19 protein-coding genes are annotated in these 26,828 nt (G+C 63.2%); 14 read left to right on the top strand and 5 right to left on the bottom strand.

All coding sequences use genetic code 11. The annotated features are described in order from the left end of the window. Window positions 1-63: 63 nt before the first annotated feature. From AC5PZ0_RS15930 to AC5PZ0_RS15920, 3 genes are all read right to left on the bottom strand, one after another. On the bottom strand, window positions 64-762 hold the full coding sequence (locus tag AC5PZ0_RS15930) for an SPOR domain-containing protein (protein ID WP_027592346.1): 699 nt from the start codon (window positions 760-762) through the stop codon (window positions 64-66). Between the two features lies 1 nt (window position 763). Continuing rightward, window positions 764-2,500 carry an arginine--tRNA ligase gene (gene argS / locus AC5PZ0_RS15925; RefSeq protein ID WP_027592347.1) on the bottom strand — a complete coding sequence of 579 codons (1,737 nt, stop codon included), beginning with the start codon at window positions 2,498-2,500 and terminating at the stop codon, window positions 764-766. Window positions 2,501-2,613: 113 nt separating this feature from the next. Beyond that, window positions 2,614-4,833 (bottom strand): primosomal protein N', encoded by a 2,220-nt coding sequence (locus AC5PZ0_RS15920; protein WP_027592348.1) that lies wholly within the window; start codon window positions 4,831-4,833, stop codon window positions 2,614-2,616. A 168-nt stretch (window positions 4,834-5,001) separates the two neighbouring features. On the opposite strand from AC5PZ0_RS15920, the gene rpmE reads away from it, so the two are divergent. The 3 genes from rpmE to AC5PZ0_RS15905 all read left to right on the top strand — a co-directional run bounded on the left by rpmE (window position 5,002) and on the right by AC5PZ0_RS15905 (window position 7,488). Further along, window positions 5,002-5,217 carry a 50S ribosomal protein L31 gene (gene rpmE, locus AC5PZ0_RS15915; protein WP_027592349.1) on the top strand — a complete coding sequence of 72 codons (216 nt, stop codon included), beginning with the start codon at window positions 5,002-5,004 and terminating at the stop codon, window positions 5,215-5,217. A gap of 2 nt (window positions 5,218-5,219) precedes the next feature. Continuing rightward, the gene (locus AC5PZ0_RS15910) at window positions 5,220-6,041 is read left to right on the top strand and encodes a thermonuclease family protein (protein ID WP_454242818.1); all 822 of its coding nucleotides are present in this window, start codon (window positions 5,220-5,222) and stop codon (window positions 6,039-6,041) included. A 178-nt stretch (window positions 6,042-6,219) separates the two neighbouring features. Beyond that, complete coding sequence (locus AC5PZ0_RS15905; protein WP_027592351.1) at window positions 6,220-7,488, top strand: malic enzyme-like NAD(P)-binding protein; 1,269 nt, start codon at window positions 6,220-6,222, stop codon at window positions 7,486-7,488. A 218-nt stretch (window positions 7,489-7,706) separates the two neighbouring features. On the opposite strand, the gene AC5PZ0_RS15900 is transcribed toward AC5PZ0_RS15905, so the two are convergent. Then, window positions 7,707-10,157 carry a penicillin-binding protein 1A gene (locus AC5PZ0_RS15900; protein WP_371918104.1) on the bottom strand — a complete coding sequence of 817 codons (2,451 nt, stop codon included), beginning with the start codon at window positions 10,155-10,157 and terminating at the stop codon, window positions 7,707-7,709. Window positions 10,158-10,338: 181 nt separating this feature from the next. Here AC5PZ0_RS15900 and pilM point away from each other — a divergent pair, with 181 nt between their 5' ends. The 11 genes from pilM to AC5PZ0_RS15845 all read left to right on the top strand — a co-directional run bounded on the left by pilM (window position 10,339) and on the right by AC5PZ0_RS15845 (window position 25,419). Further along, window positions 10,339-11,202 (top strand): type IV pilus biogenesis protein PilM, encoded by an 864-nt coding sequence (gene pilM, locus AC5PZ0_RS15895; RefSeq protein WP_493855309.1) that lies wholly within the window; start codon window positions 10,339-10,341, stop codon window positions 11,200-11,202. After that, window positions 11,199-11,735 carry a PilN domain-containing protein gene (locus tag AC5PZ0_RS15890; protein WP_265970267.1) on the top strand — a complete coding sequence of 179 codons (537 nt, stop codon included), beginning with the start codon at window positions 11,199-11,201 and terminating at the stop codon, window positions 11,733-11,735. The genes pilM and AC5PZ0_RS15890 overlap by 4 nt, the downstream gene beginning before the upstream one ends. Window positions 11,736-11,764: 29 nt before the next feature. Continuing rightward, window positions 11,765-12,748, top strand: coding sequence for a pilus assembly protein PilP (locus tag AC5PZ0_RS15885; RefSeq protein ID WP_493855308.1), 984 nt, complete (start codon window positions 11,765-11,767; stop codon window positions 12,746-12,748). Continuing rightward, on the top strand, window positions 12,672-13,940 hold the full coding sequence (locus AC5PZ0_RS15880; protein WP_172960390.1) for a type IV pilus secretin PilQ: 1,269 nt from the start codon (window positions 12,672-12,674) through the stop codon (window positions 13,938-13,940). The genes AC5PZ0_RS15885 and AC5PZ0_RS15880 overlap by 77 nt, the downstream gene beginning before the upstream one ends. Before the next feature lie 4 nt (window positions 13,941-13,944). Continuing rightward, on the top strand, window positions 13,945-14,463 hold the full coding sequence (aroK, locus tag AC5PZ0_RS15875; RefSeq protein ID WP_027592357.1) for a shikimate kinase AroK: 519 nt from the start codon (window positions 13,945-13,947) through the stop codon (window positions 14,461-14,463). Between the two features lie 96 nt (window positions 14,464-14,559). Further along, a complete protein-coding gene (gene aroB, locus AC5PZ0_RS15870; protein WP_027592358.1) occupies window positions 14,560-15,657 on the top strand; it encodes a 3-dehydroquinate synthase in 1,098 nt (365 codons plus the stop codon). Between the two features lie 15 nt (window positions 15,658-15,672). Continuing rightward, entirely contained in the window at window positions 15,673-17,298 is a 1,626-nt protein-coding gene (locus AC5PZ0_RS15865) for an SPOR domain-containing protein (RefSeq protein ID WP_027592359.1), read from the top strand. A gap of 372 nt (window positions 17,299-17,670) precedes the next feature. Beyond that, window positions 17,671-22,116 carry a glutamate synthase large subunit gene (gltB, locus tag AC5PZ0_RS15860; RefSeq protein ID WP_099430677.1) on the top strand — a complete coding sequence of 1,482 codons (4,446 nt, stop codon included), beginning with the start codon at window positions 17,671-17,673 and terminating at the stop codon, window positions 22,114-22,116. A gap of 122 nt (window positions 22,117-22,238) precedes the next feature. Next, window positions 22,239-23,657, top strand: coding sequence for an FAD-dependent oxidoreductase (locus AC5PZ0_RS15855; RefSeq protein WP_099430676.1), 1,419 nt, complete (start codon window positions 22,239-22,241; stop codon window positions 23,655-23,657). A 235-nt stretch (window positions 23,658-23,892) separates the two neighbouring features. Continuing rightward, entirely contained in the window at window positions 23,893-24,957 is a 1,065-nt protein-coding gene (gene hemE, locus AC5PZ0_RS15850; RefSeq protein WP_027592362.1) for a uroporphyrinogen decarboxylase, read from the top strand. 114 nt (window positions 24,958-25,071) lie between these two features. Then, window positions 25,072-25,419: a YgiW/YdeI family stress tolerance OB fold protein gene (locus AC5PZ0_RS15845; RefSeq protein ID WP_099430675.1), complete on the top strand. Its 348-nt coding sequence runs from the start codon at window positions 25,072-25,074 to the stop codon at window positions 25,417-25,419. A gap of 99 nt (window positions 25,420-25,518) precedes the next feature. On the opposite strand, the gene AC5PZ0_RS15840 is transcribed toward AC5PZ0_RS15845, so the two are convergent. Continuing rightward, window positions 25,519-26,706 carry an MFS transporter gene (locus AC5PZ0_RS15840; RefSeq protein WP_238215769.1) on the bottom strand — a complete coding sequence of 396 codons (1,188 nt, stop codon included), beginning with the start codon at window positions 26,704-26,706 and terminating at the stop codon, window positions 25,519-25,521. Between the last annotated feature and the right edge of the window lie 122 nt (window positions 26,707-26,828).

Here is a 26,828-nt window from a genome sequence, read left to right as displayed (position 1 = left end):
ACACCTAACATCCTTGGTGTTTGCACCGGCCTCTTCGCAGCACAAGGCTGCGCCTACCGAGTTTTACTGGCGGGTCTGGCGCTGTTGCAGCAGCAGGTTGCTGAAGCCTGCGCCGGCAAGCTGTTTCTGCGCCCCGGTCAGTTGTTCGCGGTTGCTGAACGGGCCGACCAGTACGCGGTACCAGGTTTCATCCTTGACCGTCCCCGACTCCACCTTCACCGACTGGCCGAGCAGGATGATCTGCGCGCGGACCTTGTCGGCATCCGCTTGCTTGCGGAACGAGCCGGCCTGCAGGAAGAACTGCGTAGTGGCCGCAGGCTTGATCACCGGCGGTGCCGGTGGTGGCGTCTGGCCCAGCAAGGCGGCCTGGGCGCGTGCCGTGTCGATCTTCGCTGCTTCTGCCGGGGTAACCGGGGTCACTGGCTGGGCAGGCACCGGTGGCGTCTTCTCTGGCACGGCTTCCGGCGGCACGATGACCTCGGACTCCGGCAGCAGGGTGTAGAAGTCATACTTCGGCTTCACCGGCTGCTGCGGGGTGGCCGGGGTGGTCTTGCTGGCTTCGGCCACCTTTTCCGGTTTTTGCTGTTCAGGCTTGGTGCGCTTGATGTCCGCACCGCCTGGCTCGAGCTTCATCAAAAAGACGATGAAAGCGCCCACGGTCAACCCGACTGCCAGCCATACCCAACCTGGGATCGGCTGCTTGGCCGGCGCCTGTTGGCGGCTGGCGCCGCGTTTTGGAGCAGGTTTTTTCTTGGCAGCCAACTTACATGCGCTCCAGGGTTTCCAGGCCGAGCAGTTCCAGACCTTGCTTGAGGGTACGACCGGTCAGGGCAGCCAGGCGCAGGCGGCTCTGTTGCTGCTCCGGGGTTTCGGCGGCGAGGATCGGGCAGTTCTCGTAGAAGCTCGAGAACAGGCCAGCCAGGTCGTACAGGTAGCTGCACAGCACGTGCGGCGTACCCTTGTCGGCCACGCTGTTAAGCACTTCGCCGAATTGCGCCAGGCGCGCGGCGAGGTCCAGCTCCTTCTCGGCCTGCAGCACGATCTTGCCGTCGACCTCGTCGAAGCCCTTGCCCAGTTTGCGGAACACGCCCGCCACGCGGGTGTAGGCATACAGCAGGTACGGCGCGGTGTTGCCTTCGAAGTTGAGCATCAGCTCGAAGTTGAAGCTGTAGTCGCTGGTGCGGTGCTTGGACAGGTCGGCGTACTTCACTGCGCCGATCCCGACCACTTCACCGATGTGGCGCAGATCGTCTTCGGCCAGGCTCGGGTTCTTCTCCTTGACCAGGGCGTAGGCACGCTCCTTGGCCTCGGTGAGCAGGTCGATCAGCTTCACGGTGCCGCCGTCACGGGTCTTGAACGGGCGGCCGTCGGCGCCGTTCATGGTTCCGAAGCCCATGTGTTCCATTTGCATCGGGTGGCCGACGAAGCCTGCACGGCGCGCCACTTCGAACACCTGGTTGAAGTGCAGCGCCTGGCGTTGGTCGACGAAGTACAGGGCACGGTCGGCCTTGAGCACATTGCTGCGGTAGCGCACGGCGGCCAGGTCGGTAGTGGCGTACAGGTAACCACCGTCGGCCTTCTGCACGATCACCGGTAGGGGTTCGCCTTCGCTGTTCTTGAATTCTTCGAGGAACACGCACTGCGCGCCCTGGTCCTCGACCAGCAGGCCCTTGGCCTTGAGGTCGCTGACTACGTTGGCCAGGTCGTCGTTGTAGGCGCTTTCGCCCATGACGTCGGCCATGGTCAGCTTGACGTTGAGCAGCTCGTAGGTTTTCTGGCAGTGGGACAGGGAAATGTCCTTGAAACGCGTCCACAGGGCCAGGCACTCAGGGTCGCCGGCCTGCAGCTTGACCACCAGGCCGCGGGCGCGGGTGGCGAATTCTTCGGACTCGTCGAAGCGTTTCTTCGCGGCGCGGTAGAAGTTTTCCAGGTCCGACAGCTCGTCGCTGGTGATCGGGTTTTCCTGCAGGTAGGCCATCAACATGCCGAACTGGGTGCCCCAGTCGCCGACGTGGTTCTGGCGGATGACGTTGTCACCCAGGAATTCCAGCACGCGCGCCACGCTGTCACCGATGATGGTCGAGCGCAGGTGGCCGACGTGCATCTCTTTGGCCAGATTGGGGGCCGACAGGTCGATCACGACCTTTTCGCTCGGGCCGGCCTTGCGCACGCCCAGATTGTCATCGGCCAGGGCAGCGTCCAGGCGGTCGGCCAGAGCGCTGGTGTTCTGGAAGAAGTTGAGGAAGCCTGGGCCGGCAATCTCGACCTTGCTGATGTCGTCGCTGGCGGGCAGCGCGTTGATCAGTTTTTCGGCCAGGTCGCGCGGCTTCATGCCGGCAGGCTTGGCCAGCATCATCGCGATGTTGCTGGCGAAGTCGCCGTGGGTCTTGTCCCGGGCGTTTTCCACCTGGATCGCCGGCGATAGCCCTTCAGGCAGCACACCGTCGGTGACGAGTTGGGTGAGGGCTTGCTGGATCAGCTGGCGAATGGTGTCTTTCATGGGGTTCTCTTTTCGACCGCAAGCGCGGTGGAGCGCTTCGATGCGCAGGTGGAAAAACTGGGCATTATCCGTTGCCGGGAGCGGGTTGCCAACCTTTGCCAAGGCTCAGGGTGTCAGTAGAGGTCTACCGGGTCCACGTCCAGCGACCAGCGAACCTGTCGGCCGCTCGGCATTTGCTCCAACACTAGCAACCAGGCGCTGATCAGTCGATGCAGGGGTGCCCGGGTGTTGGCCTGTATCAATAATTGGGCGCGGAAGCGGCCCGCTCGGCGCTCCATGGGAGCCGGTACGGGGCCCAACAGTTCAATGCCCGGCAGGCGCTGTTCGGCCACCAGGCGCTCTGCTGCGCTGCAGGCTTCGTCGAGGAAGCCTTCGGCCTGGCCCGGTTTGTGCGCTTCGGCGCGCAGCAAGGCCAGGTGCGAAAAAGGCGGCAGGCCGGCGGCGCGGCGCTCGTCCAGGGCTTGCTCGGCGAAGGCGAAATAGCCTTGTTCGGTCAGCTGGACCAGCAAGGGGTGGTCGGCCAGGTGGGTCTGGATGATCACCTTGCCGGGCTCTTCGGCGCGCCCGGCACGCCCGGCAACCTGCACGATCAATTGCGCCATGCGCTCGCTGGCACGGAAGTCGCCGGAGAACAGCCCGCCGTCGGCGTCGAGGATGGCCACCAACGTCACGCGTGGGAAGTGGTGCCCCTTGGCGAGCATCTGGGTGCCCACCAGGATGCTCGGCTGGCCACGCTGGATGGTGCCGAACAGGTTGTGCATGGCGTCTTTGCGCGCCGTGCTGTCGCGGTCCACGCGCAGGATCGGGTAGTCCGGGAACAGCACCTTAAGGCGCTCTTCAGCGCGCTCGGTGCCTGCGCCCACCGGCCGCAAGTCGACATGGTTGCACTGCGGGCACTGGTGCGGCAGGCGTTCGTCATAACCGCAGTGGTGGCAACGCAGCACGCCGGAACGCTGGTGCACGGTCATGCGCGCATCGCAGCGAGGGCATTCGGACAACCAGCCGCAATCGTGGCACAGCAACGTCGGGGCAAAGCCGCGGCGGTTGAGGAACACCAGCACTTGCTGGCCTGCTTCCAGGGTCTGGCGGATGGCCTGCTGCAGTGGGCCGCTGATGCCACTGTCCAGCGGCAGGCTTTTCACGTCCAGGCGCAGCATGCGCGGCGGGCGCGCACCGCCGGCGCGCTGGTTCATGCGCAGCAAGGTGTAGCGGCCGGTCTGGGCGTTGTGCAGGGTTTCCAGCGACGGCGTGGCCGAGCCGAGCAGGATCGGGATGTTCTCCTGGTGGGCGCGCACCAGGGCCAGGTCGCGGGCGTGGTAACGCAGGCCTTCCTGCTGTTTATAAGAGCCGTCGTGCTCTTCGTCGATGATGATCAGGCCGGGGTTTTTCATCGGCGTGAACAGCGCCGAGCGGGTGCCGATGATGATGTCGGCCTCGCCGTCACGGGCTGCCAGCCAGGCGTCCAGCCGCTCGCGGTCGCCGACCGCCGAGTGCAGCAAGGCGATGCGGGCGTTGAAGCGTTGCTCGAAGCGCGCCAGTGTCTGCGGGCCGAGGTTGATTTCCGGGATCAGCACCAGCGCCTGTTTGCCGGCCTCCAGTGTTTCGCGGATCAACTGCAGGTAGACCTCGGTCTTGCCGCTGCCGGTAACCCCGGCCAGCAGAAACGCGTTGAAACTGCCAAGGCCCAGGCACACGGCATCGAAGGCGTTGCGCTGCTCTTCGTTGAGGGGCAGTTCGGGCTGCGCCAGCCAGTGCTCGTGGCGCGGCGTCGGCAGGTGGCGGCGTACTTCGACGGTGACCAGTTCCTTGGCCAGCAGCAGGTCGAGGCTGTCCTTGTTCAGGTTGAGCTTGCCCAGCAGGCTGTGGGCCACGCCGTGTGGGTGCTGCGCCAGGGTTTTCAGGGCATCGCGCTGGCGCGGTGCGCGGGCGATGCGGGGGTCATCGTGGCGGGCATCGGCGGCGACGTGCCAGAAGCGTTCCTGGCGCATCTCGGCCAGTTCGCCCTGGCGCAGCAGGGTCGGCAGGGCCCAGCTCAGGGTATCGCCCAGGCTGTGCTGGTAGTACTGGGCCGTCCACAGGCACAGCTTGAGCAGGGCCGGCGGCAGCGGCGATACCGGGTCCAGCAGCGCAATGGCCGGTTTGAGCTTGTCGGCGGGCACTTCGCTTTGGTCGCACACCTCCACCAGCACGCCGATCATCTCGCGGCGCCCGAATGGCACACGAATGCGCATGCCCGGTGTGAGGGGCTGGCGCGCCATGCTCGCCGGCGCCCTGTAGTCGAACAGGCGACGCAGCGGGGAGGGCAGGGCAAGGCGCAGGATGACGTCGGACACGCGGAAGGTCTCGCAAGGGCATTTCAAAGACTGGCGAGCCTAGCAGACGACAGTCGGTGCAAGCGACAACTTGCGCTGAGGCTGGGCTCTGGTATTATTCGCCGCCTAATTACGTGCGGTATTCAACAATTGGTGTTGGGTGGCGGCACGCAGCTCGAGGAAGTGACCATGAAAGCAAATATTCATCCGAACTACGAAGTAGTTGCAGTCACCTGCAGCTGCGGCAACAAGTTTGAAAGCCGTTCGACCCTGGGTAGCACCCTGTCGATCGACGTTTGCAACCTGTGCCACCCGTTCTACACCGGTAAGCAGAAAGTCCTGGACACCGGTGGTCGCGTACAGAAGTTTGCCGATCGCTTCGGCATGTTCGGTGCCAAGAAGTAATAATGCGCATGGCGAATCCCTCGGGTTTCGCGCTGTTGCAAAAAAAAGCGCCCCTTGTGGGCGCTTTTTTTGTCGGCGCGATTTGGCATCTTCCTGCCCAGGCGTTCTGCCCGCTGCCGGCCAATCCTCAGCAGGTAGCAGTGCGGCAGGTGGTGGATGGCGATACCTTGCGCCTGACCGACGGCCGCAGCGTGCGCATGATCGGCATCAACGCCCCGGAGATTGGTCGCAAAGGGCGGACCAGCGAGCCCTATGCCGAGGCGGCCAAGCGGCGTTTGCAGGCCTTGGTCAAAGCCAGTGACGGGCGTGTAGGGCTGGTGCAGGGCGTTGAGGGCAAAGACAAATACGGCCGCACACTGGCGCACATCTACGGCCGCACTGGCAACAATCTGGAAGCACAACTGCTCAGCGAGGGGCTCGGCTACCGCGTTGCCGTTGCCCCCAATGTGCGCCTGGTGGGGTGCCAGCAATTGGCCGAGCAAGCGGCGCGCAAGGCGGGTGTCGGCCTGTGGCGCAGCTCCCCGGTGCTGCGCGCGCGGGATGTCAGGCAGTCTGGGTTCGCTGTCATCGGTGGCCGAATCGAGGCGGTCGAACGTAACCGCGGCGGCGTCTGGCTGACCCTGGATAGCACCGTGGTGCTGCAGGTTCCCGCTCGTCTGCAACGCAACTTCCCGGCCAGCTTCTTCGATAATCTCAAAGGGCGCCAAGTCGAGGCGCGTGGCTGGGTGCTGGATCGTTCCCGCAAGGGCGGCCTGAAGCCTGGGCAGCGACGCTGGGTGTTGCCATTGACCGATCCGAGCATGTTAGAACGCATTTCAGGCTGAAAAGATGTAGACATTTCGGTATTAGATTGTACACACTGTGATTCGTATGCCCCGTGGGTTATAGCGTAAAGTCGTAGGCTAAAGGCCTTGACACAAGTGACCGACCAGTCTTGTGACTCCCCGGCTCTTTGCGTATCCTCGGCGGTCCGTCAGAACAGTAAATAGCGGAATGCCCACCATGTCAGACCTGAAAACCGCCGCTCTCGAATACCACGCTCAACCTCGTCCGGGGAAACTGAGCGTCGAGCTCTCGAAGCCCACCGCCACCGCCCGTGACCTCGCCCTGGCCTACAGCCCAGGTGTTGCAGAACCCGTGCGCGAAATCGGCCGTGATCCAGAGCTGGCCTACAAATACACCGGTAAAGGCAACCTGGTTGCGGTGATTTCGGATGGTACTGCCATCCTCGGTCTGGGCGACCTCGGCCCACTGGCCTCGAAGCCGGTCATGGAAGGCAAGGGTGTTCTGTTCAAGCGTTTCGCTGGCATCGACGTATTCGACATCGAAGTCGAGTCTGAAAGCCCGCAAGCTTTCATCGACACCGTTCGCCGCATTTCGATCACCTTCGGTGGTATCAACCTCGAAGACATCAAGGCTCCAGAGTGCTTCGAAATCGAGCGCACCCTGATCGAGCAGTGCGACATCCCGGTCTTCCACGATGACCAGCACGGCACCGCGATCGTCACCGCGGCCGGCATGATCAACGCCCTGGAAATCGCCGGCAAGAAGCTGGAAGAAGCCAAGATCGTCTGCCTGGGTGCCGGCGCTGCCGCTATCTCCTGCATGAAGCTGCTGGTCAGCATGGGTGCCAAGGTCGAGAACATCTACATGATCGACCGCAGCGGCGTGATCCACGCTGGCCGCGACGACCTGAACCAGTACAAGGCGCAGTTCGCCCACGCGACCGACAAGCGCACCCTGGCTGACGCCTTGAACGGTGCCGACGTGTTCGTTGGCCTGTCCGGCCCGAACCTGCTGAGCGCAGAAGGCCTGAAGTCGATGGCGGCCAACCCGATCGTGTTCGCGTGCTCGAACCCCGATCCGGAAATCTCCCCAGAGCTGGCTCACGCCACCCGTAACGACGTGATCATGGCCACCGGTCGTTCCGACTACCCGAACCAGGTCAACAACGTACTGGGCTTCCCCTTCATCTTCCGTGGCGCCCTGGACGTACGTGCCAAGCGCATCAACGAAGAAATGAAGATTGCCGCCGCCATCGCTCTGAAAGACCTGGCCAAGCTGCCGGTTCCTAAGGAAGTTTGCGAAGCCTACGGCGTCGAAGGCCTGGAATTCGGCCGTGAGTACATCATTCCGAAGCCTCTGGATGCCCGTCTGATCACCGTTGTTTCCGATGCTGTCGCCAAGGCTGCTATCGAGTCCGGTGTGGCGACCCTGCCGTATCCTAAGCACTACCCGCTGAACAGCGTGGATGAAGTGTTCAACGGCTGATTGCCGTAAGTGACACAAAAAAGCCCCGGCTCGTATGAGCCGGGGCTTTTTATTGTGCGTTTGTCGGCAGCGTAGATCCCTGTAGGAGCGGCCTTGTGTCGCGATGGGCTGCGCAGCGGCCCCAGGATCTCGAAAGCAGAAGGTCTCGCAAGGGGCTGCTGCGCAGCCCATCGCGACACAAGGCCGCTCCTACACAGGCGGCGCTAGCCTGTCAGGGGTCAGAACAGGTCCATCGGCGCTGCTTCGTCTGCTGGCAGCGGGCTTCCCGGTGCCGCGCCGTTGCCCAGTTCATCCCCCGATGGTGGCGAATCTTCGGCCTTGAACAACTCGAAGTAGGCGTTCGGCGTGCCCGGCGAGGCCGCGCGGCCGCTGACCGGGTCGACACGCAGGCTGAGGATGCCTTCCGGCTCAGCCGGTACGTGGTTGGGTTTGTCCTTGAGGGCGGCGCCCATGAAACTCATCCAGATCGGCAGCGCCGCAGTGCCACCGTATTCGCGGCGGCCCAAGGTCTCGGGTTGGTCGAAGCCGACCCATACCGTGGTCACGTAATCGGCGTTGTAGCCGGAGAACCAGGCATCCTTGGACTCGTTGGTGGTACCGGTCTTGCCGGCCAGGTCGGTGCGGCCCAGGGCCAGCGCACGGCGGCCAGTGCCCCGTTTGATTACATCCTGCAACATGCTGGTGAGGATGTACGTGGTGCGGCCGTCGATGATCTGTTCCGCCACTGCCGGCGTTTGCGGTGCTGGCGTGACCTGACCAAAGGCGGCCGGCGCCTCGCCCGGCATGGCTGCGGTGCTGATCGGCTGCTCTGGCGCGGCAAGGCCTGCCTGGTCCTGGGCGCCTTGCGGCACGCGGGGTGGGTTGGCGGTGAACAGGGTCTCGCCGCTGCGGCTCTCGATGCGGTCGATCAAGTACGGGGTGATCTTGTAACCGCCGTTGGCAAAGGTGCTCCAGCCCGTGGCGATTTCCATCGGCGTGAGGGTTGCGGTGCCCAGTGCCAGCGACAGGTTGCGCGGCAAGTCCTGCTTGTTGAAGCCGAACTTGGCGATGTAGTCGATGGTGCGGTCGACGCCCATGGCCTGCAGCAGGCGGATCGATACCAGGTTGCGCGACTTGTACAGCGCCTCGCGCATGCGGATCGGGCCGAGGAAGGTGTTGGTGTCGTTCTTCGGCCGCCAGACCTTGTCCAGGTACTCGTCGACGAACACGATCGGTGCATCGTTGACCAGGCTGGCTGCGGTGTAGCCGCTGTCGAGCGCCGCGCTATAGATGAAGGGCTTGAAGCTCGAGCCAGGTTGGCGCTTGGCCTGCATGGCACGGTTGTAGTTGCTTTGCTCGAACGAGAAGCCGCCTACCAGGGCACGAATGGCGCCGTTGTATGGGTCGAGGGTGACCAGCGCGCTTTGTGCGCCCGGCACCTGGCTGAACTTGAGCTTGCCGTCGTCCAGGCGCTGCAGGCGCACCAGGTCACCTACCTGGGCAACATCGGCGGGGCTTTGCGGTGCGCGGCCCTGGGAATTGCTATTGAGGAACGGGCGCGCCCACTTCATGGTGTCCCAGGCGACGGTTTCTTCCTGGCCGCTGCGGGTCAGCACCTTGAGGTCGGTCTTGTCGACCTGAGTGACGATGGCCGGCTCAAGGCCGCCCAGGGTGCGCTGCTTGCTGAGTTCCAGCAGCCAGGCTGCGTGGGTCTTGCCTGGGAAGCGTGCCTCGGGGCCGCGGTAGCCGTGGCGTTCATCGTAATCGGAAAGGCCCGTGAGAATGGCTTTGTTGGCCATCTCCTGCATGTCGCTCGGCACCGTGGTGGTGACGCGGAAGCCCTCGGTGTAGGCATCGCTGCCATAACGGCCGACCATCTCGGCGCGGGCCATCTCGGCGACGTACGGGGCATTCACCTCAGGTGTCGGCACGTGATAGCTGGCGTTGAGCGGCTCGGCCAGGGCGGCCTGGTAGCTGGCTTGGTCAATCTTGCCGAGCTTGTACATGCGGCCAAGAATCCAGTCGCGACGCTCTTTGGCGCGCACCGGGTTGGCCAGGGGGTTGAAGCGCGAAGGTGCCTTGGGCAGGCCGGCGATCATCGCCATTTGCGCCAGGCTCACGTCGCGGATCGACTTGCCGTAATAAACCTGTGCGGCGGCATCGATGCCGTACGCCCGGTTGCCCAGGTAGATCTTGTTCACGTACAGCTCAAGGATTTCGTCCTTGGTCAGCTCACGCTCGATCTGCAGGGCCAGCAAAATCTCGTTGGTCTTGCGCGAAAAGCTGCGCTCGCTGGTGAGGAAGAAGTTCTTCGCCACCTGCATGGTGATGGTGCTGCCGCCCGTCTGGATATGGCCGGTTTTTACCAGCTGAGTCGCGGCGCGCATCAGGCTGCTGGGGTCAACGCCGTAGTGGTTGAGGAAATTGTCGTCCTCGGCTGACAGAAGCGCCTGGATAAATTGTGGGGGGATTTCCGCGAAACGGATCGGCGAGCGGCGCATTTCGCCGAACTCGGCAATCAGCTTGCCGTCGCTGCTGTACACCCTGAGGGGGATCTGCAACTGGATGCTTCTGAGGGACTCGACCGAGGGCAGGCTAGGGCTAAGATACAGAAACGCACCGCTCACACCGAGTACGAGCGCGCTAATGACTGCGACGGAAGACCACCAGAAGAACTTCAGCAGACGTATCAAGGCTTTTGGGCGTCCAGGTTGATAAGTGAATTGCGTACGGGTCCGGCGGACCAAAAACGCTGGGCATTATAAGCATTTTTTCGCCTTGCCGGGTGACCGGCCAGGTGGCCCGTCGAACCGTTTGGCCGCTGGGGCCTAGCGCTGACGCGGGTTTGCGGCATACAGCAAAGGAACAGCGATGCTTGGACGTTTCGGCATGGATGCCGGTTCACTCTTGGGGGTGGAAATTGCCCCCGACTCCGTTCGGATTGTGCAGCTGCAGCGACGCAAGGGGCGTTGCCAGGTCGCGGCCTGGGCGCACGAGCCGTATGAACCGTACAGTGGGGCTGATTGGGCGAGCGACCCTGCCCGGCTAGTGGCTGCGTTGCGCCGTGCCTGCAGGCGCAGCGGCAGTCGGCAGCGGCGCGTTGCGGTGGCGCTGCCGGCAAATCAGGTGATCTGCAAGGTGTGCCAACTGCCAGCGGGCCTGAGTGAAGCCGATATCGAGGCCCAGTTGCTGGCTGATGCGGATCGCCTGTTTCCATTTCCGCTTGATGATCTGGCGCTGGACTTTCAGTTGCTCGGGGCCTCCGAGGCCCAGGCCGATTGCCAGGAGGTCATGGTGGCGGCCTGTCGCCAGCGTGCGCTGGAGCCCGTTGAAGCCCTGCTTGATGCAGCCGGGCTGCAGGCCGAGGCGATGGAGGTCGACAGTATCGCGTTGCAGCGGATGCTGCCGCAGGGCGCGCTTGCGGGTTCGGCATTGCTGCGCATCGAAGCGCAAGGCGCGACGCTGCATTGTTGGCGGCAGGGCATGCCCGCGCAGCGCCGCGAAGTGCACCTTGGCCAAGCACTTGGCCAATGGCCGGCGCTTCTGGGCGACGACAGTCAACTGGAATGCGTGCTGGTCGCCGGCAGTTCACCGATCGAGCAAGCGTGGCTGGATAACCTGAGTGCAGAGGTGAAGCTGCCCTGTCGGCCCCTGCCTTCTATTGTGGGGTTGGAGCCTGGTGGGGGCGAGATGCTCTTGGCATGCGCCTTGGCGCTCGGAGGCATACAGCCATGATGCGTTTTAACCTTTTGCCCTGGCGCGAGCGGCAGCGCCGGTCGATGCTTCGGCGCTTTCAGTGGATGTTGCTTGGCAGTGCGGCGCTGGCCCTGTGCGCCGTGATGCTGATCGATCAACTGGCACGCCAACGTGCGCAGCAGCAAGGGTTGAGCACTGTTAGCCGTCAATCCGCCGTTGCGCTGCTGGATGAACAATTGGAGCAGCATGCCGATGTCCGTGCCGCCCACGATGCTGCCCAGGTACAGGCCGCGGTGTTGGCCAGCCTGCGCGCCGATCAAGGTGTATTCCCCGCGTTGCTTAGCGACCTGGAGGCCGCGTTGCCTGCTGGTCTGCAGCTCACTGAGCTCACGTTGGCGGGCGGCCGTTTGCAGGTGACCGGCCAGGCCGCGTCCGGTGCTGTGGTCGCTCAGTTCATGCGCGACCTCGAGCGGTCCGCTGTACTGCAAGGCCTGGAGCTCAAGCATGTGAAGCACCTGCCTTCGGGCGATGAGTTTGTCCTGACAGCGCGTGTGTCGGCGTTTTGGTCGTGAATGCAGCCTGGTGGGTGAGCTGGCAGGGCATGGCCGAACGTTCCGCTCGCTTCAGGTGGGGCGCTTCGGTCGGTCTGGGAGTGTTGGTATTGGCGCTGGGGTGTGGGCTACGCCTGCCGGAGTTGCGGCACGCCCATGGGCAAGTGAATGCGCAGCATGAGCAGTTGAGCGAGGAACATTCGGCCAAGGCAGCGCAGGTGCGGGAGCTGGCACGCATGCGCGCTGCGCTGGCCGCCGCACAGCAGGCGCTGCAGGTTGCCCGGTGGCGTCTGGCCGCAGGCGAGGGCATGAGTGACCTGCTCGATTCGCTTGCCGCCTCAGGGCATGAATTTGGCCTGCTGTTCGAGCGGCTCGATGTGCATGAGGCGGTGGAGCAGGCGCACTACCGAACCATTCCCCTCGATGTTCAGGTGGTGGGCCGGTATGCAGCACTGCGCCTGTGGTTGGACGAATGGCTTGGGCAGCTGCGGCTGCTGCGTGTCGGTGACTTGAGCATAAACGAAGTCGATGGGCGGCCAGGGTTGTTGCGCTTGCGTCTAAGGGTTCACGCGCATCATGCCGATGCAGCGGCGCCGGCCGTTGAGTCATTGGCGCATTTGCCCGCTCGGGCAGTGGCCGTGCCGCCGTTGGTCGATCCGTTCTCTGCAGCCCCGGCGAAAGTGGCACCTGGCGAATTGGGCCGTGTGCCCTTGGCGCAGCTGGAAATGGTTGGGAGCCTGGCGCAAGGCGGCGCGCATGAAGCGCTGTTGTTGTCTGCAGGCCAGTTGTATCGCGTGCGCCTGGGCGACCGGCTCGGGCGCGATGAGGGTGTTGTGGTGCACATCGACGAGCAGCGGGTCGACGTGCGCGAGCGGTGGTTCGTGGCGCGTGAGTGGCATGAGCGCACAGCCGTACTCACCCTCCGAAAACCCCTGGACAAGGAGGTCATGGACAAGGATGAAAAGGCTATGGATGGGGGCGGCGGCGTTCGTCTTGTCGATCCCGCTAGCGACGGCAGCGCCCACTCGGGGTGAGCCACTGTCGCTGAACTTTCAGGATGTGCAGGTGCGCGCCGTATTGCAGGTGCTGGCAGACCATGCCGGCGTGAACCTGGTTGCCAGCGATTCGGTGCAGGGCAATATCACCTTGCGGCTTCAGGATGTGCCCTGGGAGCAGGCGCTGGATTTGGTGCTGCGCAGCAAGGGCCTGGCCCGGCGTGAAGAGGGCAATGTGCTGCTGGTGGCGCCGGCGGCGGAGCTTGCTGGGCAATCGCTCGACGCCCGACTAGGCCAGGCGCTGGATGCGCAATTGCAACCGCTGCAGCGTGAACTGATGCCGATCCACCATGCCGTAGCCTCCGAGCTCGCAGAGCTGTTGCTGGCAACCCTGGCAGACGACGGCATCCTCACTGGGCGAGGCAGTTTGAGCGTGGATGCGCGCACCAATACCCTGGTGGCCTACCAGCCCGCTGACCGCCTTGCCGAGCTGCGCCACCTGGTGGCGCAGCTGGATGTGCCGGTGCGTCAGGTGGCGATCGAGGCACGCATCGTCGAGGCCAATGTCGATTACGAAAAGAGCCTTGGGGTGCGTTGGGGTGGGCCCTTGTACGGTGAGAATGTAAGGCCAGGCAAGGAGCTGTTCGTCGACCTTGGGGTGGAGCGTGCCGGCTCCAGTGTCGGCCTGGGCCTGCTGCGTGGCGGCATCCTGCTGGACCTTGAGCTCAGCGCTATGGAAAAGAGCGGCAATGGCGAAATCATCTCGCAGCCCAAGGTGGTCACGGCCGACAAGGAAACGGCCAGGATCCTCAAAGGTACCGAGGTGCCTTACCAGGAAACCAGCAAGAGCGGCGCCACGTCCGTGTCGTTTCGCGAAGCGTCCCTGTCGCTTGAAGTCACCCCGCAGATTACCCCGGACAACAAGGTCATCATGACGGTCAGGGTGACCAAGGACGAGCCTGATTACGTCAATGCCTTGAACAACGTACCGCCGATCCGCAAGAACGAGGTCAATGCCAAGGTTCGCGTGGCGGACGGCGAGACCATCGTGATCGGTGGCGTCTACTCGACCACGCAAAACAATGTGGTCGACAAGGTGCCATTTTTCGGCGATCTGCCGTATGTTGGGCGGCTGTTTCGACGCGATGTATTACAAGAGAAAAAATCCGAGCTGCTGGTCTTCCTGACTCCGCGTATCATGAGTGACCAGGCGATTGCTGTGAGTCGTTGATTCTGTGCGAAATTTGATACTTGTGGGGCCAATGGGCGCTGGTAAAAGCACCATTGGACGCCTATTGGCCAAAGAGCTGCGCCTGCTGTTCAAAGATTCCGACAAGGAAATCGAACTGCGATGCGGCGCCAACATCCCGTGGATCTTCGACAAGGAAGGCGAGCCGGGCTTCCGTGACCGTGAACAGGCGATGATCGCCGAGCTCTGCGGGCTTGACGGCGTGGTCCTGGCCACCGGCGGCGGCGCGGTAATGCGCGATGCCAACCGTCAGGCGTTGCGCCAGGGCGGCCGGGTGATCTACCTGCATGCTTCGGTGGAGCAGCAGGTCGGTCGCACCGCACGTGATCGCAATCGCCCCCTGTTGCGTACCGCCAACCCGGAAGCGACCCTTCGCGCCCTGCTCGAAGCGCGTGATCCGCTCTACCGCGAGATCGCCGACCTGGTCGTTGAAACCGACGAGCGGCCACCGCGCATGGTGGTGATCGATATTCTCGAACGCTTGCAGCAGTTGCCGCCCCGATAAGCCGGGACTATTCTCGGCCACCAGCGCCGAGGCGAGGTTCAACTTACCGCGTGCGTCGCCCAAGCGGCGCCGCGCCCAAGTACATTGTGGGGATACATGCAGACACTAAAGGTCGACCTGGGCGAGCGTAGCTACCCGATCTACATTGGCGAAGGCCTGCTGGACCAGCCCGAGTTGCTGGCGCCGCACATTGCCGGGCGGCAGGTCGCCATCGTTTCCAACGAAACCGTCGCGCCTCTGTACCTCGAACGCCTGGCCAAGACCCTGGGTGCCTATTCGGTGCTGCCCGTGGTGTTGCCTGACGGCGAAGCCCACAAGAACTGGGAAACGCTGCAATTGATCTTCGATGGCCTGCTCACTGCCCGGCACGACCGTCGTACCACCGTGGTGGCACTTGGTGGCGGTGTGATTGGCGACATGGCTGGCTTTGCCGCTGCCTGCTACCAGCGCGGCGTCGATTTCATCCAGGTGCCGACCACCCTGTTGTCCCAGGTCGACTCTTCGGTCGGCGGCAAGACCGGTATCAACCACCCGCTGGGCAAGAACATGGTCGGTGCCTTCTATCAGCCCAACGCGGTGCTGATCGACACCACCAGCCTCAAGACCCTGCCGGCGCGTGAGCTGTCCGCAGGCCTGGCCGAAGTGATCAAGTACGGCCTGATCTGCGACAAGCCGTTCCTTGGTTGGCTCGAGGACAATATGAAGGCCCTGCGTGCCCTGGACTCCACGGCCCTGACCGAAGCCATCCGCCGTTCCTGCGCAGCCAAGGCTGCGGTGGTCGGTGCCGATGAGCGCGAATCCGGCGTGCGGGCGACCCTGAACCTTGGGCATACCTTCGGCCATGCCATCGAAACCCATATGGGCTACGGCGTTTGGCTGCACGGCGAAGCCGTGTCGGCGGGCACGGTGATGGCCCTGGAAATGTCCATGCGGCTCGGCTGGATCGACCAGGCCGAGCGCGATCGCGGAATCCGCCTGTTGCAGGATGCAGGTTTGCCGGTGGTGCCACCACAGGAAATGACCCCGGCGCATTTCATGGAGCACATGGCGGTCGACAAGAAGGTGCTCGACGGGCGTCTGCGTCTGGTGCTGTTGCGCCAGATGGGCGAGGCCGTGATCACCGACGACTATCCGAAAGAGATTCTTCAGGCCACGCTGTCGGCGGATTACCGCGCGATCGTGGCCCAGCTTTGAGGTTGTGACAGCGCAATGACCAGTTTGCATGCCGATGAGGCCTTTCTCGACCATTACCAGTTGAGCCACGATCCGTTCGCGCCCCGCGTGCCCGGCTTCAAATTCTTCCCGGCACAGCGCAAGCCTGTGCTGGGCCAGCTGCATCACCTGGCCCGTTACAGCCAGCTGATGCTGGTGGTCACCGGCCCCCTGGGCAGCGGCAAGACCTTGCTGCGCCAGGCCCTGGTGGCCAGTACCAACAAGCAATCGGTGCAGAGCGTGGTGGTTTCTGCCCGTGGCGCCAGCGATGCGGCCAGCGTGCTCGCCCAGGTCGCGCAGTCGCTTGAGGTCGCCCAGCCTGAGGTCCAGGCCATACTGTCGAAGGTGGTGCAACTGGCGCTGACCGGGCAGGAAGTCTATTTGCTGGTGGACGATGCGGAACAACTCGACGAGTCGGCACTCCAAGCGTTGCTGGAGCTGGCGGCGGGTGTTCCGGAAGGGCGCCCGCACGTGTTCCTGTTCGGCGAACCGTCGCTGATTGCCGGGCTGGATGAGCTGAGTATCGAGGAAGAGCGTTTCCACGTTATCGAGCTCGCCCCCTACAGCGAAGAGGAGACCCGCGAGTACCTGGAGCAGCGTCTGGATGGCGCCGGCCGGGGCATCGAGGTGTTCACCCGCGAACAGATCGTCGATATCCATGAACACTCCGACGGTTGGCCTGGCACAATCAACCAGGTCGCCCGTGACACTTTGATCGAAGCCATGATCGCCAGCCGTTCGACGGCCAAGCGACCATCCATGGGGTTGAAAATGCCTAAGAAACATGTGCTCGCGCTGTCCGCTGTGGTTGTGGTCGCCGTTGCTGCCGCGGTTCTCATGCCCAAGAAAGGCGACAAGGCACCTGCCGAGGTGCCGGCTGCCCAGGCTCAATTGCCATTAGGTGAAGGCCAGCCGGGCGCCGCCCAGGCCAATAATGGCAACCCGGCCATCGAGTTCTCCGGCTCGTCGCAGCCGATGCCACTGCCGCTGGTAGGGCAGTCGCAGCCGGTGATGCGCGAACCATTGGCCCAGGCCGCTGGCATGGGGGATGGCGAAGAGGGCAGCCCGGCCGGCAATACCGCGCTGCAGCCTGGCAACCCGCCGACCGTGACCACCATCGCACCGCCGCAAGGCGTGCCTGCCGGCCCGGCACCGACGCTGTCCAAGCCGACTGCCAGTGCACCGGTTCAGCCGGTTGCGCCTGCGCCAAAGCCCGTCGCAACCCAGCCTGCAAAACCGGTTGCACCTGCTAAGCCTGCGCCTGCGCCAACCCAGGTCGCCACAGCCAAGCCAGCTGCCAAGCCTGTCGAGAAGCCTGCGGCTACCGGCAGCAGCGGTGGTGGCTGGTATGCAGGCCAGAAGCCGGGCAATTACGTGGTGCAGATCCTCGGCACCAGCTCCGAAGCCTCGGCCCAGGCCTTCGTCAAAGCCCAGGGTGGCGACTATCGCTACTTCAAGAAAAACCTGCAGGGCAAGCCGCTGTATGTCGTGACTTACGGCAGCTTCGCCAACCGTGACGCAGCGGTTGCGGCAATCAAGAACTTGCCAGCGAAGGTCCAGGCTGGTAAACCTTGGCCACGTACCGTCGCCAGCGTCCAACAAGAGCTGGCCACGGCCCGCTGATACCTGCCGGGCGGCACCACCCCGCCGCCCAGTTGCTGAGCGAATTCTAGCTTTCGACTAGCCTGCTGCGCCCGAGCGCGGCAGGCTTTTCTGTCCCAGGCTGCCGGCCACAAGCCTCTCTTGCAGTCATGGCTGAAACGCTTCAGACTCGAGCCAAGCCGCTATCACGGCGCATGGCGCAAAAACATTCAAATTTGCGACATAAATTTTCAATGGTGAGACATGAAAATTTGTGGGCATCGCTGTCGCTGTGCAACAATGGTTTTCCATGACCACCGCAAAAAAGCTGGCGTTTGATCGGCGTGGATGGTAAGTGGTTGTTAAAAAAGAGATTTGCCTCCGTTGAGAGGTGAACCTGGTGAGAAAGTGTCTATGAAAACAGGTCTGTACCATCCCGAAGAATTCAAGGACAACTGTGGTTTTGGCCTGATCGCCCATATGACGGGCGAGCCAAGTCACCACCTTCTGCAAACCGCCATGCAGGCACTGACGTGCATGACCCACCGCGGCGGTATCAACGCCGACGGCAAAACCGGAGACGGTTGCGGTCTGCTCATGCAGAAGCCCGATCAATTCCTGCGGGCCGTGGCCCAGGAACAGTTTGCCGTCGAGCTGCCCAAGCAGTACGCCGTCGGCATGGTGTTCTTCAACCAGGACCCGGTCAAAGCAGAAGCCGCCCGCGCCAACATGGACCGCGAGATCCTCGCCGCTGGCCTGAAGCTGGTTGGCTGGCGCAAGGTGCCGATCGACACCAGCGTGCTGGGTCGCCTGGCGCTGGAGCGCCTGCCGCAGATCGAGCAGGTGTTCATCGGTGGTGAAGGCCTGAGCGATCAGGAATTCGCCATCAAGCTGTTCAGTGCCCGTCGTCGTTCGTCCGTGGCCAACGCCCACGACACCGACCACTACATCTGCAGCTTCTCGCACAAGACCATCATCTACAAAGGCCTGATGATGCCGCGCGATCTCGCGGCGTTCTATCCAGACCTGGGTGACGAGCGCCTGCAGACCGCGATTTGCGTGTTCCACCAGCGCTTCTCTACCAACACCCTGCCGAAATGGCCGCTGGCGCAGCCGTTCCGCTTCCTCGCCCACAACGGCGAAATCAACACCATCACTGGCAACCGCAACTGGGCCATGGCCCGTCGCACCAAGTTCGCCAATGACCAGATCCCTGACCTCGAAGAACTCGGCCCGCTGGTCAACCGCGTGGGCTCCGATTCGTCGAGCATGGACAACATGCTCGAGCTGATGGTCACCGGTGGCATCGACCTGTTCCGCGGCGTGCGCATGCTGGTACCGCCGGCCTGGCAGAACGTCGAGACCATGGACGCCGACCTGCGCGCCTTCTACGAATACAACTCCATGCACATGGAACCGTGGGATGGCCCGGCCGGTATCGTCATGACCGAAGGCCGCCACGCGGTGTGCCTGCTCGACCGTAACGGCCTGCGCCCGGCGCGTTGGGTGACCACCACCAATGGCTACATCACCATCGCGTCGGAAATCGGCGTATGGGACTACAAACCTGAAGACGTCATCGCCAAGGGCCGTGTCGGCCCTGGCCAGATCTTCGCCGTGGACACCGAAACCGGCCAGATCCTCGACACCGACGCCATCGACAACCGTCTGAAGTCGCGCCACCCGTACAAGCGCTGGCTGCGTCAGCACGCCACGCGTATCCAGGCGACCTTGACCGACGACCAGGGCGCGGCCAGCTACGATGCTGACCAGCTCAAGCAATACATGAAGATGTTCCAGGTCACCTTCGAAGAGCGTGACCAGGTGCTGCGCCCGCTGGGTGAGCAGGGCCAGGAAGCGGTCGGCTCGATGGGTGACGACACGCCGATGGCTGTGCTGTCGCAGCGCGTGCGTTCGCCGTATGACTTCTTCCGCCAGCAGTTCGCGCAGGTCACCAACCCGCCGATCGACCCGCTGCGCGAAGCGATCGTCATGTCGCTGGAGATCTGCCTGGGCGCCGAGCGCAACATCTTCCAGGAATCCCCGGAGCACGCCTCGCGGGTCATCCTCAGCTCGCCGGTCATCTCGCCTGCCAAGTGGCGCTCGCTGATGAACCTGGAGCGCGAAGGCTTCGACCGCCAACTGATCGACCTCAACTACGAGCAAGGCGTCGGCCTGGAAGCGGCCATCCGCAACATCGCCGACCAAGCCGAAGAAGCGGTGCGCAGTGGCAAGACTCAACTGGTGCTGAGCGACCGTTACATCGCCCCGGGCAAGTTGCCGGTGCACGCTTCGCTCGCCGTGGGTGCCGTACACCACCGCCTGACCGAGCAGGGCCTGCGGTGCGACAGCAACATCCTGGTCGAAACCGCGACCGCCCGTGACCCGCACCACTTCGCTGTGCTGCTGGGCTTCGGTGCCTCGGCCGTCTACCCGTACCTGGCGTACGAAGTGCTGGCCGACCTGATCCGTACCGGCGAAGTGCTGGGCGATCTGGACGAGGTGTTCAAGTATTACCGCAAAGGCATCTCCAAGGGCCTGCTGAAGATCCTGTCCAAGATGGGCATCTCCACCATCGCTTCGTACCGGGGTGCGCAGCTGTTCGAAGCCATCGGCCTGGCCGAGGACGTGGTCGGCCTGAGCTTCAAGGGCGTGTCGAGCCGCATCAAGGGTGCGCGTTTCGAAGACCTGGAAAGCGACCAGAAGCTGCTCGCCGCCGAAGCCTGGAGTGCGCGCAAGCCGATCCAGCAAGGTGGCCTGCTCAAATTCGTCCACGGTGGCGAATACCACGCCTACAACCCGGATGTGGTCAACACCCTGCAGGCCGCTGTGCAGCAGGGCGACTACGCCAAGTTCAAGGAATACACCTCGCTGGTCGACCAGCGCCCGGTGTCGATGATCCGCGACCTGCTCAAGGTCAAAGTGGCTGACCAGCCGCTGGCGATCGAGCAGATCGAACCGTTGGAGGCCATCCTCAAGCGCTTCGATTCCGCCGGTATCTCGCTGGGCGCTTTGTCGCCAGAAGCCCACGAGGCGCTGGCCGAGGCCATGAACCGCCTGGGCGCGCGTTCCAACTCGGGCGAGGGCGGTGAAGACCCGTCGCGCTACGGCACCGTGCGCAGCTCCAAGATCAAGCAGGTGGCCACCGGCCGCTTTGGCGTGACCCCGGAATACCTGGTCAACGCCGAAGTGCTGCAGATCAAGGTAGCCCAAGGCGCCAAGCCGGGTGAGGGCGGCCAGTTGCCGGGCGGCAAGGTCAACGGCCTGATCGCCAAGCTGCGCTACGCGGTACCGGGCGTGACCCTGATCTCGCCGCCGCCGCACCACGACATCTACTCGATCGAAGACCTGGCCCAGCTGATCTACGACCTCAAGCAGGTCAACCCGCAGGCGCTGGTCTCGGTCAAGCTGGTTGCCGAAGCAGGCGTGGGTACCATCGCCGCCGGCGTGGCCAAGGCCTACGCCGACCTGATTACCATCTCGGGCTACGACGGCGGTACCGGTGCTTCGCCACTGACCTCCATCAAGTACGCGGGCGCACCGTGGGAGCTCGGCCTTGCCGAAACCCACCAGACCCTGCGCGGCAACGACCTGCGCGGCAAAGTGCGGGTGCAGACCGACGGTGGCCTGAAAACCGGCCTCGACGTGATCAAGGCGGCCATCCTCGGCGCCGAGAGCTTCGGCTTCGGCACCGCGCCGATGATCGCCCTGGGCTGCAAATACCTGCGTATTTGCCACCTGAACAACTGCGCCACCGGCGTCGCCACCCAGAACGACAAGCTGCGCAAGGACCACTACATCGGCACCGTCGACATGGTGATCAACTTCTTCACCTTCGTCGCCGAAGAGACCCGCGAGTGGCTGGCCAAACTGGGTGTGCGCAGCCTGGGCGAGCTGATCGGCCGTACCGACCTGCTCGACATCCTGCCAGGCGACACCGAGCGCCAGCAGTACCTGGACCTGTCGCCGCTGCTGGGCAGTTCGCACATTCCGGCGGACAAGCCGCAGTTCTGCGAAGTCGACAAGAACCCGCCGTTCGACAAGGGCGAGCTGGCCGAGAAGATGGTCGAAATGGCCATGCCGGCGATCCGCGACCAGTCCGGTGGCGAGTTCAGCCTCGACATCTGCAACTGCGACCGCTCCATCGGTGCGCGCATCTCGGGTGAGATCGCCCGCTTGCACGGCAACCAGGGCATGGCCGCTGCGCCGATCACCTTCCGCTTCAAGGGCACTGCGGGCCAGAGCTTCGGCGTGTGGAACGCCGGTGGCCTGAACCTGCACCTGGAAGGCGACGCCAACGACTACGTCGGCAAAGGCATGACCGGTGGCAAGGTCACCATCGTGCCACCTGCCGGCAGCCCGTTCGAAACCCAGCACAGCGCCATCGTCGGCAACACCTGCCTGTACGGTGCCACTGGCGGCAAGCTGTTCGCCGCCGGTACCGCGGGCGAGCGCTTCGCTGTGCGTAACTCTGGCGCCCACGCTGTTGTCGAGGGCACTGGCGATCACTGCTGTGAATACATGACCGGCGGCTTTGTCTGCGTCCTGGGCAAGACCGGTTACAACTTCGGCTCTGGCATGACCGGCGGCTTCGCCTACGTGCTCGACATGGACAACAGCTTCGTCGACAAGCTCAACCATGAACTGGTGGAAATCCAGCGCATCAGTGGTGAAGCGATGGAGGCGTACCGCAGCCACCTGGCGCGCGTCCTTGGCGAATACGTGGACGAGACCGGCAGCGAGTGGGGGCGTGAGCTCTTCGAGAACCTGGACGACTACGTGCGGCGCTTCTGGCTGGTCAAGCCGAAGGCGGCCAACCTCAAGCAACTGCTGTCCAGCACCCGTGCCAACCCGCAGTAACAACAGCTGCAAGTGGCAAGCCTCAGCTGCGAGTAAACGCAGTGCGAGGTTTGCCGGACCCAAGTGATCGACTTGCAGCTTGCGGCTTGTAGCTTGCGACTGCGGTAAAGAGGTTTTGAAAAATGGCTGAACGTCTGAGCAACGACTTCCAGTTCATCGAAGTGGGGCGTAAAGACCCAAAGAAAAAGCTGCTGCGCCAGCGCAAGAAAGAGTTCGTCGAGATCTACGAACCCTTCAAGCCGCAGCAGTCCGTGGAGCAGGCGCACCGTTGCCTGGGCTGCGGTAACCCGTATTGCGAATGGAAGTGCCCGGTGCACAACTTCATCCCCAACTGGTTGAAGCTGGTGTCCGAGGGCAACATCCTGGCAGCGGCAGAACTGTCGCACCAGACCAACACCCTGCCTGAAGTGTGCGGCCGTGTTTGTCCGCAGGACCGCCTGTGCGAGGGTGCCTGCACCCTGAACGACGGTTTTGGCGCGGTGACCATCGGCTCGGTGGAGAAGTACATCACCGACACCGCTTTCGCCATGGGCTGGCGCCCAGACATGTCCAAGGTCAAGCCGACTGGCAAGCGTGTCGCCATCATCGGTGCCGGCCCGGCGGGCCTGGGCTGTGCCGACGTGCTGGTGCGCGCCGGCGTGACCCCGGTGGTGTTCGACAAGAACCCGGAAATCGGTGGCCTGCTGACCTTCGGTATCCCCGAGTTCAAGCTGGAAAAGACCGTGCTGAGCAACCGCCGCGAAGTCTTCACCGGCATGGGCATCGAGTTCCGCTTGAACACCGAGGTGGGCACCGACATCACCATGGAGCAGCTGCTGGCCGAGTACGACGCGGTGTTCATGGGCATGGGTACCTACACTTACATGAAGGGCGGCTTCCCGGGCGAGGACCTGCCGGGCGTGCATGACGCGCTGGACTTCCTGATCGCCAACGTCAACCGCAACCTGGGCTTCGAGAAATCGCCGGAAGACTTCGTCGACATGCAGGGCAAGAAGGTCGTGGTGCTGGGCGGTGGTGACACCGCGATGGACTGCAACCGCACCTCGATCCGCCAGGGCGCCAAGTCGGTGACCTGTGCTTATCGTCGTGACGAGGCCAACATGCCGGGTTCGCGCAAAGAGGTGAAGAACGCCAAGGAAGAGGGCGTGAAGTTCCTCTACAACCGCCAGCCGATCGCCATTGTCGGTGAAGACAAGGTCGAAGGTGTGAAGGTGGTCGAGACCCGTCTCGGCGAGCCGGACGCCCGTGGCCGCCGCAGCCCTGAGCCGATCCCGGGTTCTGAAGAGATCCTGCCGGCCGATGCCGTGGTGATCGCCTTCGGTTTCCGCCCGAGCCCGGCGCCGTGGTTCGAGCAGCATGGTATCCAGATGGACAGCCAGGGCCGCGTGGTGGCACCGGAAAAAGGCAAGTTCAAGCACCAGACCAGCAACCCGAAAATCTTCGCCGGCGGCGACATGGTGCGCGGTTCGGATTTGGTGGTAACGGCCATTTTCGAAGGCCGCACGGCTGCTGAAGGTATCCTGGATTACCTGGAAGTCTGATTGAATGCTGGGGCCGCTTTGCGGCCCATCGCGGCACAAGGCCGCTCCCACAGGAGGAATGCATTTCCCTGTGGGAGCGGCCTTGTGCCGCGATGGGCTGCAAAGCAGCCCCTTTGGCGTTTTGTATACAAAATTGCTTGATCCAAGGCACCCAATAGACAAAACGCATGGCCTTGGCCGTGCCTTTTGTGCTGGCGTCTGAGAAAATGCCCGCACTTTTTTGCCGGATGCCGACATGACTGCCCTGAAGAACGATCGTTTCCTGCGTGCACTGCTCAAGCAACCCGTAGACGTCACCCCGGTCTGGATGATGCGCCAGGCTGGCCGTTACCTGCCGGAGTACCGCGCCAGCCGTGCCAAGGCCGGTGACTTCATGAGTCTGTGCATGAACCCGCAGTTCGCCTGCGAGGTCACCCTGCAGCCGCTGGACCGCTACCCACTGGACGCGGCGATCCTGTTCTCGGACATCCTCACCATCCCCGATGCCATGGGCCTTGGCCTGTACTTCGAAACCGGCGAAGGCCCGCGCTTCAAGAAAGTCATCAGCACCCCGGCCGACATCGAGGCACTGCCGATCCCTGATCCGCAAAAGGACCTGGGCTACGTGATGGACGCCGTCAGCACCATCCGTCGCGAGCTCAACGGCCGTGTCCCGCTGATCGGCTTCTCGGGCAGCCCATGGACCCTGGCCACTTACATGGTCGAAGGCGGTTCGTCCAAGGACTTCCGCAAGACCAAGGCCATGGCCTACGACAACCCGCAAGCCCTGCACCTGTTGCTGGACAAGCTGGCCCAGTCGGTCACCAGCTACCTCAACGGCCAGATCCTGGCCGGTGCCCAGGCTGTGCAGATCTTCGACACCTGGGGTGGCAACCTGTCGGCGGCGGCCTACCAGGAGTTCTCCCTGGCCTACATGCGCAAGATCGTCAGCGGGCTGATCCGCGAGCACGACGGGCGCAAGGTGCCGGTCATTCTGTTCACCAAAAACGGCGGCATGTGGCTGGAAAGCATCGCTGAAGCCGGTGCCGATGCACTGGGCCTGGACTGGACCTGCGAGATCGGCGATGCCCGCCGCCGTGTCGGTGACAAGGTTGCGCTGCAAGGCAACATGGACCCGACCGTGCTGTACGCCAAGCCCGAAGCCATCCGCAAGGAAGTGGCGCGTATTCTGGCCAGCTATGGCAAGGGCACCGGCCATGTGTTCAACCTGGGCCACGGTATTACCCCGGAAGTCGACCCAGAGCACGCGGGTGCGTTCATCAACGCCGTGCACGAGTTGTCGGCGCAATACCACCAGTGATGTGATGCACTGCACGAAAAACCCGGCCTTGATGCCGGGTTTTTTGTATTAAGTTTGAATTCAGCGATCGTCGTTAATCTGGTCCCATCGAAACCGAAACAGGACCTGATCCCCATGAAAGCTCGTTACCTCGCCCTGATCCTCGCCCCTTTGTTCAGCACCGCTGCACTGGCCGCTGGTTATACCGGCCCAGGTGCCCAGTCGGTCACTACTGTCGCCGCCGCCAACGACGCAGCCGATGACACCCCGGTGGTGCTGCAGGGTTATGTGACCAAGAAGATCAACAACGACGACAAGTACGAATTCAAGGACAACACCGGCACCATCACCGTCGAGATCGACGATGAGGACCTGCCACCGACCCCGTTCAACGACAAGACCAAGGTCAAGCTGACCGGTGAGGTGGAGAAGCACCTGATGAGCCGTGAAGTGGATGTGGATATCGTCGAGATCATCAACTGATCCGAGGCCCCTTTCGCGGGTAAACCCGCTCCCACAGGATTGCACTACCCTTGAGGCCAGCGCCATACCTGTGGGAGCGGGTTTACCCGCGAATGGCCCTCAAGCCGTTTTCGGCTGAAGCTTGCTCAGGCGCAACGCCACCAGCAACGCCACGGCCAACAGGCTGCCGATGAACAGCCCGATGCCATTCCACCCCCATGCATGCCAGAACACCCCACCTGCCGTCCCGGCCACACTCGACCCCGCGTAATAGCAGAACAGGTACAGCGACGAAGCCTGCCCCTTGGCCTTCAATGCCCGCCGCCCGATCCAGCTGCTGGCCACCGAGTGGGCACCGAAGAAGCCAAAGGTGAACACCAGCATGCCGAGAATCACCATCAGCAGCGGGCTTGCCAAGGTCATCAGCAAGCCGCCCGCCATCACCACGATACTGACCCAGAACACCTTGCGCCGCCCCAGCTTGTCCGCCAGTGCGCCGACCTGCGCAGAGCTGTAGATACCCGACAGGTACACCACCGACAACAAGCCGACCAACGCCTGGTTCATGTGATAGGGCCCTGCCAGCAGGCGGTAGCCGATGTAGTTGAACAGCGTGACGAAGGCGCCCATCAGCAGGAATGCCTCGAGGAACAGCCAAGGCAGCCCGGCGTCCTTGAAGTGCATGACGAAGCCGTCCAGCAGGCTGCGTGGGTTCACGGCCTGCGGGCGGAAGTTGCGTGATTCGGGCAGGACCTTCCAGAACACCAGCGCCGCGACCAGTGCCAGGCCGCCGATGGTCAGCATCGCTGTGTGCCAGCTGACGAAGTCGATCAGTACCCCGGTAATGAGGCGCCCGCACATGCCGCCGATGGCATTGCCGCCGATGTACAGGCCCATGGCCAGGCCGATGTGCTGCGGGTGGATCTCTTCGCTCAGGTAAGTCATGGCCACCGCCGCCAGGCCGCTCAACGACAGGCCGACCAGTGCACGTGTCGCCAATACCGCTTCCCAGGTCGGCATCACCGCGCTGGCCAAGGTCGACAGGGCCGCGCACACCAGCGCAAACACCATCACCGGCTTGCGCCCGATGCGGTCGGAGATCGGCCCGGTGATCAACAGGCCGAACGCCAGCATGGCAGTCGACACCGACAACACCAGGCTGCTCTGTGCCGCGTTGATGGAAAACTCCTGCGACAGCAGGGGCATCATCGGCTGCACGCAGTACAGCAGGGCGAAGGTGGCAAAGCCGCCGCTGAACAGGGCCAGCACGGTCTTCATGAAGGCGGGGGTGCCTTTCTCGATCCACATTTCGTTAAGGGGGGCAGGTTCTGGGTCGACAGGAAGGGGAGCTACAGCAGTTTTCACGGGCGGGTACCTCTGGCGCAATGAAAAAAGCATATAGCTGGCTAATGATTAGATCCAATATATTG

It is taken from the genome of Pseudomonas sp. 5.2, from assembly GCF_059025405.1.
This window is presented reverse-complemented; position numbering and strand designations above follow the sequence as displayed.

Coding starts and splice junctions, on each gene's coding strand:
- AC5PZ0_RS15880 (WP_172960390.1), top strand. CDS start 12,672: ATGAAAAGGCTATGGATGGGGGCGGCGGCGTTCGTCTTGTCGATCCCG.
- aroB (WP_027592358.1), top strand. CDS start 14,560: ATGCAGACACTAAAGGTCGACCTGGGCGAGCGTAGCTACCCGATCTAC.
- AC5PZ0_RS15840 (WP_238215769.1), bottom strand. CDS start 26,706: ATGTGGATCGAGAAAGGCACCCCCGCCTTCATGAAGACCGTGCTGGCC.
- gltB (WP_099430677.1), top strand. CDS start 17,671: ATGAAAACAGGTCTGTACCATCCCGAAGAATTCAAGGACAACTGTGGT.
- pilM (WP_493855309.1), top strand. CDS start 10,339: ATGCTTGGACGTTTCGGCATGGATGCCGGTTCACTCTTGGGGGTGGAA.
- AC5PZ0_RS15855 (WP_099430676.1), top strand. CDS start 22,239: ATGGCTGAACGTCTGAGCAACGACTTCCAGTTCATCGAAGTGGGGCGT.
- AC5PZ0_RS15845 (WP_099430675.1), top strand. CDS start 25,072: ATGAAAGCTCGTTACCTCGCCCTGATCCTCGCCCCTTTGTTCAGCACC.
- AC5PZ0_RS15885 (WP_493855308.1), top strand. CDS start 11,765: ATGGCCGAACGTTCCGCTCGCTTCAGGTGGGGCGCTTCGGTCGGTCTG.
- argS (WP_027592347.1), bottom strand. CDS start 2,500: ATGAAAGACACCATTCGCCAGCTGATCCAGCAAGCCCTCACCCAACTC.
- AC5PZ0_RS15910 (WP_454242818.1), top strand. CDS start 5,220: ATGCGCATGGCGAATCCCTCGGGTTTCGCGCTGTTGCAAAAAAAAGCG.
- rpmE (WP_027592349.1), top strand. CDS start 5,002: ATGAAAGCAAATATTCATCCGAACTACGAAGTAGTTGCAGTCACCTGC.
- AC5PZ0_RS15905 (WP_027592351.1), top strand. CDS start 6,220: ATGTCAGACCTGAAAACCGCCGCTCTCGAATACCACGCTCAACCTCGT.
- AC5PZ0_RS15865 (WP_027592359.1), top strand. CDS start 15,673: ATGACCAGTTTGCATGCCGATGAGGCCTTTCTCGACCATTACCAGTTG.
- AC5PZ0_RS15890 (WP_265970267.1), top strand. CDS start 11,199: ATGATGCGTTTTAACCTTTTGCCCTGGCGCGAGCGGCAGCGCCGGTCG.
- hemE (WP_027592362.1), top strand. CDS start 23,893: ATGACTGCCCTGAAGAACGATCGTTTCCTGCGTGCACTGCTCAAGCAA.